The organism is Pseudoalteromonas sp. RB2-MNA-CIBAN-0110 (assembly GCF_040309305.1).
In the GTDB taxonomy this organism is placed as follows: Bacteria; Pseudomonadota; Gammaproteobacteria; order Enterobacterales; family Alteromonadaceae; genus Pseudoalteromonas; species Pseudoalteromonas arctica.
In genome coordinates this window covers 1-9,462 of sequence record NZ_JBEOOQ010000067.1, presented here as the reverse complement: position 1 = coordinate 9,462, position 9,462 = coordinate 1, and the positions used below count along the sequence as shown (strand labels likewise).

Annotated in this window: 10 protein-coding genes; 6 read left to right on the top strand and 4 right to left on the bottom strand. The window is 37.5% G+C overall.

Annotated elements, in window-relative coordinates:
* The first annotated feature begins 329 nt into the window (after positions 1 to 329).
* The 3 genes from AAEY68_RS20310 (at position 330) to rnd (ending at position 4,131) form a co-directional block, all read left to right on the top strand.
* A complete protein-coding gene (locus AAEY68_RS20310; RefSeq protein ID WP_350586758.1) occupies positions 330 to 1,181 on the top strand; it encodes an alpha/beta hydrolase in 852 nt (283 codons plus the stop codon).
* A 115-nt stretch (positions 1,182 to 1,296) separates the two neighbouring features.
* Positions 1,297 to 2,949: a long-chain-fatty-acid--CoA ligase FadD gene (gene fadD, locus AAEY68_RS20305; protein ID WP_024594338.1), complete on the top strand. Its 1,653-nt coding sequence runs from the start codon at positions 1,297 to 1,299 to the stop codon at positions 2,947 to 2,949.
* A 51-nt stretch (positions 2,950 to 3,000) separates the two neighbouring features.
* Complete coding sequence (gene rnd / locus AAEY68_RS20300) at positions 3,001 to 4,131, top strand: ribonuclease D (protein ID WP_010552941.1); 1,131 nt, start codon at positions 3,001 to 3,003, stop codon at positions 4,129 to 4,131.
* A 152-nt stretch (positions 4,132 to 4,283) separates the two neighbouring features.
* Here the strand turns inward: rnd and minE are convergent, their stop codons facing one another.
* From minE to minC, 3 genes are read right to left on the bottom strand one after another with little or no spacing between them, the layout of a single operon-like run.
* Positions 4,284 to 4,547, bottom strand: coding sequence for a cell division topological specificity factor MinE (gene minE, locus AAEY68_RS20295; protein WP_004334706.1), 264 nt, complete (start codon positions 4,545 to 4,547; stop codon positions 4,284 to 4,286).
* 1 nt (position 4,548) lies between these two features.
* Positions 4,549 to 5,358 (bottom strand): septum site-determining protein MinD, encoded by an 810-nt coding sequence (gene minD, locus AAEY68_RS20290; protein ID WP_007583272.1) that lies wholly within the window; start codon positions 5,356 to 5,358, stop codon positions 4,549 to 4,551.
* Between the two features lie 5 nt (positions 5,359 to 5,363).
* Entirely contained in the window at positions 5,364 to 6,068 is a 705-nt protein-coding gene (gene minC, locus AAEY68_RS20285) for a septum site-determining protein MinC (protein ID WP_007583271.1), read from the bottom strand.
* A gap of 155 nt (positions 6,069 to 6,223) precedes the next feature.
* On the opposite strand from minC, the gene AAEY68_RS20280 reads away from it, so the two are divergent.
* Complete coding sequence (locus AAEY68_RS20280; protein ID WP_007583270.1) at positions 6,224 to 6,505, top strand: YcgL domain-containing protein; 282 nt, start codon at positions 6,224 to 6,226, stop codon at positions 6,503 to 6,505.
* Complete coding sequence (locus AAEY68_RS20275) at positions 6,498 to 7,514, top strand: lytic murein transglycosylase (protein WP_007583269.1); 1,017 nt, start codon at positions 6,498 to 6,500, stop codon at positions 7,512 to 7,514. The genes AAEY68_RS20280 and AAEY68_RS20275 overlap by 8 nt, the downstream gene beginning before the upstream one ends.
* Before the next feature lie 40 nt (positions 7,515 to 7,554).
* Here the strand turns inward: AAEY68_RS20275 and AAEY68_RS20270 are convergent, their stop codons facing one another.
* A complete protein-coding gene (locus tag AAEY68_RS20270; RefSeq protein ID WP_010552940.1) occupies positions 7,555 to 8,100 on the bottom strand; it encodes a GbsR/MarR family transcriptional regulator in 546 nt (181 codons plus the stop codon).
* 205 nt (positions 8,101 to 8,305) lie between these two features.
* Here AAEY68_RS20270 and adhP point away from each other — a divergent pair, with 205 nt between their 5' ends.
* Entirely contained in the window at positions 8,306 to 9,316 is a 1,011-nt protein-coding gene (gene adhP, locus AAEY68_RS20265) for an alcohol dehydrogenase AdhP (protein WP_007583268.1), read from the top strand.
* Positions 9,317 to 9,462: the final 146 nt, after the last annotated feature.

Sequence of the window (9,462 nt, the reverse complement as noted above, 5' to 3'; positions counted from 1 at the left end):
CGTTTTTTAGCGAATTCAATTATACCTTATCCTCATGCTGTTTGTTTTTTATACCGCAAAGATCAACACGCCCTAGTTATAAGCTATCTATATATGGTGCTCTCACCTTTTATTTGTTTAAAAGGTACTCAAAATTAATATGTTAAAAAAACTTTGCTTATTACTCCATTTTTAAGTTATTGAAAATATTGAGTTTGGTTTTCTACTCAGTGCTATATTTGATACCAGGAAGATAATTAAATCGTGAATTTGGCACCATTTTCTAAGTTAGTGGTCTGACAACTTGTATGCTATAAATAATGATGCTCTAAATTAATAAAGGACTTACCGTGCAGCCATTTAATATTGAAACCAATAATTTAAATATTCATGGCTTAAAAGTAGGTTCAGGGAATGAAATAGTAATAGCGTTGCATGGGTGGTTAGACAACTGCCATAGCTTTATGCCAATGTTAAACAACGTTAACCCAGAGCACACTTGGTACTGCATTGACTTTGTTGGGCACGGTTTATCGTCTTGGCGAAGTGATGACGCACACTATTATTTTATTGATTATATTGATGATGTGTACCAACTTATAAATGCGCTTGGTGTTAAAAAAATACATTTAGTAGGTCATTCAATGGGGGCTATGGTTGCAGGTCTTTTTGCTAGCTGCTTTAGCGATTATGTAAAGTCTGTTACCTTTATTGAGGGAATTGGTTGTGTTACAACCCCGAGTGAAGGTGTGTGTGAACAGTTAAAAAGTGCAGTACTAAATAGAGCGCGTTTAAAAAATAAAAAGTCGAGAATTTATAAATCGAAAGAACTTATTTATGAAGCACGCGCTCAAACAACCGATTTAAATAGCGAGCTTATTACGCTATTAATGCAGCGAAATATAAAACAGGTTCTAGATGGTTTTGCGCTAACAACAGATCCAAAGCTCAAAAATCACTCAGGTTTTAGGTTTGATGAGGCGCAATGTATTGGTGCAATAAAAGATTTAATTGCACCATGTCAATTAATTTTAGGTAACGAAGGTTATTCGTTTGTAAAACAAAATTTGGCAAAGTATATTAGTTATTACAATAGCTTGAAGGTCATTAATGTAGATGGTGGGCATCATTGCCACATGCAAAGCAGTGAACTATGTTTTGAGCATATTCAAGACTTTATGCTGCAAAATGGTGCATGTTAATTGTAAGTTTGTGTTAAATGTGGGATTATTCCTGCATTAGAGTATTTGCTCAATTGTTAAAGCGCCTTACTTAGATTAAGGTTAATAAAAATATAATTATAAACAGGGGCTAAGAGTGGAAAAAATCTGGCTTAAGCGCTACCCAGAGGGTATGCCTGAAACAATCGATCCTGAGCATTACAACTCGTTACTCGAAGTGTTCGAAAAAAGTTTTAGTGACTACACCAATTTACCTGCATTTACGAATATGGGTAAAACGATGTCTTACGATGAAATAGACACAGCAACAAAAAAAGTTGCTTCCTATATTCAAAATGATTTGGGTCTTAAAAAAGGCGACAAAGTTGCCGTAATGATGCCTAATTTACTACAAACACCAGTCACAATTTTAGGTGTTTTGCGTGCAGGTTGTGTGGTTGTAAATGTTAACCCACTTTACACAGTACGTGAATTAGAGCATCAGCTAAAAGACTCTGACACTACGGCTATTTTCATCCTAGCAAACTTTGCTGACACACTTGAAAAGTCACTTGCTCATACTGATGTTAAACATATCGTGGTTACGCAAGTAGGCGATATGGTTGGCGGGCTTAAAAAGCATGTCGTTAACTTTGTTGTGAAGCACATTAAAAAAATGGTGCCAAAGTTCAACTTGCCTAACACAATTAAATTTTCAGACGTTTTAGCTGCAGATGAAGCTAAATATACGCGCCCTGAAATGAGCTTGTCTGATCTTGCATTTTTACAGTACACCGGCGGCACAACAGGTGTATCTAAAGGGGCAATGCTGAGCCATGGCAACATGGTTGGTAACCTTGAACAAGTTTCAGGTTGTTTAGACAAAGTGTTAAACCGTGGTGAAGAAGTGGTTGTGACTGCTTTACCGCTTTATCATATATTTGCCTTAACAGCTAACTGCCTAACATTTATGAAGTACGGTGGTTTAAATATATTAATTACAAACCCACGAGATATGCCTGGGTTTGTTAAAGAGCTGGGTCAACATAATTTCACAGCTATTACCGGTGTTAATACATTATTTAATGGTTTATTAAACACACCAGGTTTTGCTGAACTTGATTTTAGTCATTTAAAAATGTCTTTAGGTGGCGGTATGGCCGTTCAACGTCCTGTTGCTGAAAAATGGCAAAAAGTGACTGGCTCAAAATTAATGGAAGGTTATGGCCTTACAGAATGTTCTCCTTTAGTTACTATTAGTCCTTTTGATTTGAAAGCATATAATGGCTCTATTGGTTTACCAGCGCCTAACACTGATATTAAATTGGTTTTAGATAACGGCGAAGAAGCCGCTAAAGGTGAACCTGGCGAGCTTTGTGTTAAAGGCCCGCAAGTCATGGTTGGTTATTACAAACGACCAGATGCAACCGCTGAATGTTTAAAAGACGGCTGGTTTGCTACAGGTGATATTGCGACTTATGATGACGAAGGTTTCTTCTTTATTGTAGATCGTAAAAAAGACATGATCATCGTATCTGGCTTTAATGTTTTCCCTAATGAGATTGAAGAAGTAGTGGCTATGCACGAAGGTGTGCTTGAAGTAGCTGCTATCGGTATTCCTCACGATGTAAGTGGTGAACAAGTTAAAGTTTTTGTTGTGAAAAAAGACCCTTCTTTAACTGAAAAAGATATAATAAGTCACTGTCGTGATAATTTAACTAATTACAAGGTCCCCAAGCTGGTAGAGTTTAGGGATGAGTTACCTAAGACTAACGTAGGTAAGATACTCCGAAGAGCCTTGAAAGATTAGCAACCTATAAAAAAGCCGACATATGTCGGCTTTTTTATTGTAGGAGATTAAGTGCAATACCAATTGATCGAAACCCAAAATCAACTGAACACTTTTGTTGAACAAATAAAAAATAAACCTATTTTAGCTATTGATACTGAGTTTATGCGTCGTCGTACTTTGTATCCAGAAGTTGCACTTATCCAAGTTTTTGATGGTGAGCATTTAGCGCTTATTGACCCATTAGCGGAACTTTCACTATTTGATTTTTGGGAAATACTTAAAGATCCTGCAGTTTTAAAAGTACTGCATTCTCCTTCAGAAGATATTGAAGTTTTTCAAAAGTACGCAGGCTTTGTCCCAGCCCCATTATTTGATACACAATTTGCGTTGCAGCTACTCGGTGAAGGTAACTGTATGGGTTTTGCTCTTATGGTAAAAGAGCTGCAAGGTATTGAAATAGATAAAAGCGAGTCACGCACTAACTGGCTGCAACGCCCGTTAACTAAAAAACAATTAGACTACGCGGCTGCTGATACTTTTTACTTATTACCGTGTTTTGAGCTGATTATCGATCGCATTAATGCCGCTGGCTTCTTTGACATTGTAATAAACGAAAGTGAATTGATTGCCAAAAAACGTGCATTTCAAACACCTGACGAGCTTTTATATAAAGATATTAAAAATGCATGGCAACTTAAACCGCACGAACTAGCTGTGTTAAAAGAGCTTGCTGTATGGCGAAGAAATAAAGCTATCAAGAAAAATTTGGCACTTAATTTTGTGTTAAAAGAACATAACATGACTGAAATTGCCAAACGTGGTCCTTCAAGTTTAAACGCTCTACGTCAAATTCCAGGAGTTGAAGCTATTGAAGTTAATCGCTCTGGTGTCGATATAATAAAGTGTATTGAAGTTGCTAAAGAAGTTCCAGATGCTCAGCACCCTGATGTACTTAAGCGCTTAATTGATTTTCCTACTTATAAAAAAGTAGCAAAAGATATAAAACAAAAGATCACTAAAGTAGCTAAAGAGCACAATATACCAGAAGATGTTATGGCCTCTAAAAAGCAAGTCAATCAACTGATTAGTTGGAATTGGAAGCTAACTAATGAGCAAAAACAGAGTCATATAAAGCCTGATTTATTGAGCTCTTGGCGATATACCTACGTTAAAGACGCTTTAAAAGAATGGGATACTTAAGACTAAATATTTTCTTTAACTGTGTAATACTTATCTATAGTTTTTGTGTTACATAGTTAAAAGTTTTAGTTGCACGAAGGGGATTAAAACGTAGGTATTTAGAAAGTTATTGCGAAAATAAAGAGGGCGCTTATAAAGCGCCCTTTCTTCAATTACTTCTTTTCTTCATCAGGTAGTGTAACGTTTAGCTCAAGTACGGCTAAATCGTCTTCGTTCTGATCAAACTGAACCTGAACTGCATCGGTACTTACGTTCACGTATTTACGGATCACATCTAAAATGTCTTGTTTTAATTGTGGTAAGTAATCCGGCGTTCCTCGTTGAGAACGCTCGTGCGCGACAATGATCTGCAATCGCTCTTTTGCTAGTGACGCACTGTTTTTCTTTTCTGAGCGGAAGTAGTCAAGTAAAGACACGTTAACCTCCAAAAATCCGTTTAAATAAGCCTTTTTTCTCAACGTCTAAGAAGCGAAAATCGACGGTTTCACCTAGTAAGCGGTTAATTGCATCAGAATAAGCTTGGCCTGCATCAGATTCTGTATCCAATATAACAGGTTGGCCTGAGTTTGAAGCACTTAATACCGCTTGCGATTCAGGAATAACACCTAATAGTGGGATTGACAGAATATCTTGCACATCTTCTACCGATAGCATTTCACCTTTTTCAACACGACTAGGATTATAGCGTGTTAATAGTAAGTGTTCTTTAATGTTTTCTAGGCCTTCTTCAGCACGTTTTGATTTGCTGTGTAAAATACCTAAAATACGATCTGAATCTCGAACTGACGACACTTCTGGATTTGTTGTCACGATTGCTTCGTCAGCAAAGTACATTGCCATCATAGCGCCAGCTTCAATGCCTGCTGGTGAATCACACACAATGTAATCAAAGTCTTCTTTTAATTCGTTTAATACGCGTTCAACACCTTCACGAGTTAATGCGTCTTTATCACGAGTTTGTGAAGCGGGTAGTAAAAATAATTTATCTACACGTTTATCTTTAATAAGCGCTTGGTTAAGGTTTGCCTCACCATTAATTACGTTTACAAAGTCATAAACAACACGGCGTTCACAACCCATAATTAAATCTAAGTTACGTAAACCAATATCAAAGTCGATAATAACTGTTTTATAGCCTTTTAACGCTAAGCCTGTGCCAATTGCAGCACTTGATGTTGTTTTACCAACACCGCCTTTACCTGAGGTAACGACAATTACTTTTGCCATGAGATTTATCCTTTAACCAAAGCTGAAATTTCTAATGATTCGTCTTTTTGTTGTATTTGCACTGCATTTCCCCAATGTTCACCTTGTAGTGAATCACTGATCCAGTAGTTACCATCTATTGAAACCAGCTCGGCCTCAAGTTTTTGGCAAAAAATGTGTGCTTCTTTAAAACCTTTTGCGCCTGCAATAGCGCGACCGCGTAGCGTGCCATAAATATGCACATTTCCATCGGCAATAACTTCAGCACCATGACTAACCGCGCCAAGTACTATCAAATCTCTATCTTTTGCATACACTTGTTGTCCAGAACGAACTGTACCGCTAATAATTTGCGCTGGTAAATGCACTGTTTTTTCTACAATCGACGTATTAGCCTCTTGTTTAACAGGTTCGCTCTTAACGTCTTGTGAATAATTCAAAACAGACAAGCCAGCAGCTTTAGCTTGTGTATGTTGCTCATCTGAGCCATTGCATACACCAACAGCGTTAAAGCTCATACGCTCGATTAATGACTTTAAGTGTACAAAATCAAGTGAACTGTTTTTAATTTCAATTAAATTAACAACAATAGGAGCACCCTCAAAAAACTTAGGGGCCTGGGCTATTTTTATATATAGTTGTTCTGCTAAAAGGTTTATATCAGTACTATAAAGATGCAAAACTGATAACGTAAAAAGATTCCCTTTTAACTCAAAAATTTGGTCCGACATACACGCTCAATTGAATTGTCTGATTAGAAATTAATTTTAGATAAACGTAGGCTGAATAGGGCCTTTATTGAAATTTCTAATCTAATTTTTCTAACTTATTATTACTCTCATGTTATAGTGTGCGGCATTGTTAAGCAAGAATTTATAGGGTCATAATGCTCACTGCAGTATATAAAAGTAAGAAAAAAGCGGATACGTTCTTATTTGTTGAAAAAAGAGATGATTTTGACAAAGTTCCGGAACCTTTAATGGCTATGTTTGGTCAACCTCTTTATGTGATGATCATCAACTTAGCAAAACGTGAGCATTTAGGTGGGTCTGATTTAGAAGCTGTAAAAGGTGCACTAAGTGATCAGGGTTATTATTTACAACTTCCTCCACCGGAACAAAATTTGCTAAGTCAGTTACGAAAAGAAAATGGAGTTGATAGTGATTAAAAAACTTATCGTTATATTATGTGGTGTATGTTTAAGCTCATCTGTGATGGCAAAAACACAGGCCGAATTTCAAGATTATTTAGCAAATTTAAAGCAAGAAGCCATCTCAAAAGGCTATGAAGCAAAACTTATTGATGATGCTTTTGCAACAGCAACATATAAAGAAAAAGTGGTTTCGGCTGATAAAAACCAGCCAGAAGTAAAAGAAACCCTTGAAACGTATTTACCAAAACGCGTACCACAGTGGAAAATAGACCGCGCACGCAAGCTTTATGCAGAAAACAAAGATGTACTTGAAAAAGTAGCGAAAGAGTTTGGCGTACAAGCACGCTTTATAGTGGCATTGTGGGGACTTGAAAGTAACTTTGGCGCTATTCAAGGTGGCCATAATGTTATTTCGTCACTTGTTACACTTGCTTTTGATGGACGCCGAGAAGCGCTTTATAAACGCCAACTTTGGGCTGCACTCGACATTTTAAAATCGGGCCATATCACGCTTGATAAATTTAAAGGCTCATGGGCAGGCGCAATGGGGCAAACGCAATTTATGCCAACTTCATTTAATGCTTACGCGGTTGATTACAATAATGATGGCCGTAAAGATATTTGGACCACAAAGGAAGATGCTTTTGCTTCAATTGCTAACTATTTAAAGCAAGAAGGCTGGAACGACTCTCTTACGTGGGGTCGCCAAGTACAGTTACCTGAAAACTTTGATAGTAAATACGTTTTGGTGCGTGGTACAAAAACGCGCAAGCAGTGGTTAGAATATTGGAACGACTCAGAGCGCTCATTAGCTGATTGGCAAGCACTGGGTGTACGTAAAGCTGATGGCTCTGATTTACCTAATGTGGACGTACGTGCTGCGCTGGTTATGCCTGATGATATAAATGGCCGTATGTATTTAGCGTACGACAACTACAAAGTATTTATGCATTGGAATCGTTCGTATTACTTTGCTACTAGCGTAGGTTACTTGTCGGATAGAATTGGTTATCCAAAAATCTAATTATTAAAATATACATATAAATAAAGCCGCAATTGCGGCTTTATTCTTTTTTGAATATCTTATCTTTTAAGTCAATAACTTTACCAATTCCAGAACCTAGCTTCATCAGCTTATTAAGTTGCTCTGGCGTTAAACGTTGCAGCTCTGATGACCATTTAGTGACAGTTTCAAGTAGGTTGTGAATTTCCCCCATTTGTTTTTGTGCATAAAGCTCATCGTCGTTACTGGCTTCATCTAATAAGTTATCGCGTAGTAATGTTAAGGTGGGCTCAATTTCGCGCTTTTTACGTTCTTCAAATACGCGATTTGCCATATCCCAAATATCGCCAGCAGGGGCGTAGTACTCTTTTCGATCGCCAGGAATATGCTGCACTTTAATTAATTGCCACGATTGCAACTCTTTAATACCCATGCTTACATTACCGCGAGAAATACTAAGCGCATCTGCAATCTCATTGGCTGTCATTGGATTTTTAGTAATAATCAGCAAACCACACATTTGCCCAATCGTACGATTGAATCCCCAGCGGCTGCCCATCTCACCACAATGCATTACAAAGGCAAAATTCTTTTCGGATAAACTCATAGCTTAGTAACTTTCAGTAATTTCAGAAAGTAAATGCTAGCACGCTCATTTTGGATAGCAAGTTCTTAGCCATTTTATAAATTGATTTTAACGACTAAAGTATGATTTAGATTAATATTTATACATCTATATTGGGATATGTTGTACACAACAATACGTAAATAAATCCTTATTTTTAATTTTTTTCACATACGATGGAATGACTATGAAAGCTGCAATTAATAATGAATACAAAGGTAAATTACAAATAACAGATCTGCCAATTCCTGAGGTTGGAATAAACGACGTTTTAGTAAAAATAGCCGCTTGTGGCGTTTGCCACACCGATTTACATGCCTGTCATGGTGATTGGCCGGTAAAGCCAAAAATGCCATTAGTTCCAGGGCATGAAGGAGTTGGTGTTATTGATAAAGTTGGAAGCAACATTAAGCACTTAGAAGTTGGCGATAGAGTGGGTATTCCTTGGCTCTATAGTGCATGTGGGCACTGTGAGTTTTGCCTAGATGGCAAAGAAACACTGTGTTTATCGCAGCATAATACGGGTTATTCTATTGATGGTAGCTATGCAGAATATTGTTTGGCTCACGGTGATTACGTTGTAAAAATACCTGAGGGATTAGGCTTTTCTGAAGCTGCTCCATTATTTTGTGCAGGTGTTACAACCTATAAAGCATTAAAAGTATCTGGTGCTAAACCTGGGCAGTGGGTTGCTATTGTTGGTGTAGGCGGGCTTGGTCATTTAGCAGTACAGTACGCTAAAGCAATGGGTTTTAATGTAATAGCTGTTGATACAGGTAAAGAAAAACTCGCGCTTGCTAAAGAGCTTGGCGCAGATATAACACTCGACTTTAAAGAAGTTGTTCCTAGCGAAGCTATTTTTGAACAAGTAGGTGGCGCGCATGGCGTTGTGTGTACTGCGGTATCTAAAGCTGGGTTTGAACAAGCTTATAAAAGTGTACGCCGTGGCGGTAAATGTGTATTAGTGGGATTACCTCCAGAGGATATGCCGCTTCCTATTTTTGATACTGTGCTTAATGGCGTGTCAGTAGTGGGCTCTATTGTTGGTACACGTAAAGATTTGCAAGAATGCTTGGAATTTGCAGCGCAAGGTAAAGTAAAAGCGATTATTGAAGAAAAACGCTTAGAGGACATTAACGAGATTTTTGATGATATGCTCAAAGGTGAAATTAACGGTCGCATAGTGGTTACTATTTAATTTAGATTAAGCGTTTATAAAACACAAAAAAGCACGGCTTCTAAATTAGAAAACCGTGCTTTTTAAGTATTTAACTAACCTGATGTAATGGTCTCCTCCCTATACGGCATCTATGTGCCATGATTAAAGTGGTTACAATAATCAAA

What these genes read in the sequence shown, in the direction of transcription:
- minD (WP_007583272.1), bottom strand. Translation starts at nt 5,358, where the DNA reads ATGGCAAAAGTAATTGTCGTTACCTCAGGTAAAGGCGGTGTTGGTAAA.
- minC (WP_007583271.1), bottom strand. Translation starts at nt 6,068, where the DNA reads ATGTCGGACCAAATTTTTGAGTTAAAAGGGAATCTTTTTACGTTATCA.
- AAEY68_RS20280 (WP_007583270.1), top strand. Translation starts at nt 6,224, where the DNA reads ATGCTCACTGCAGTATATAAAAGTAAGAAAAAAGCGGATACGTTCTTA.
- AAEY68_RS20270 (WP_010552940.1), bottom strand. Translation starts at nt 8,100, where the DNA reads ATGAGTTTATCCGAAAAGAATTTTGCCTTTGTAATGCATTGTGGTGAG.
- adhP (WP_007583268.1), top strand. Translation starts at nt 8,306, where the DNA reads ATGAAAGCTGCAATTAATAATGAATACAAAGGTAAATTACAAATAACA.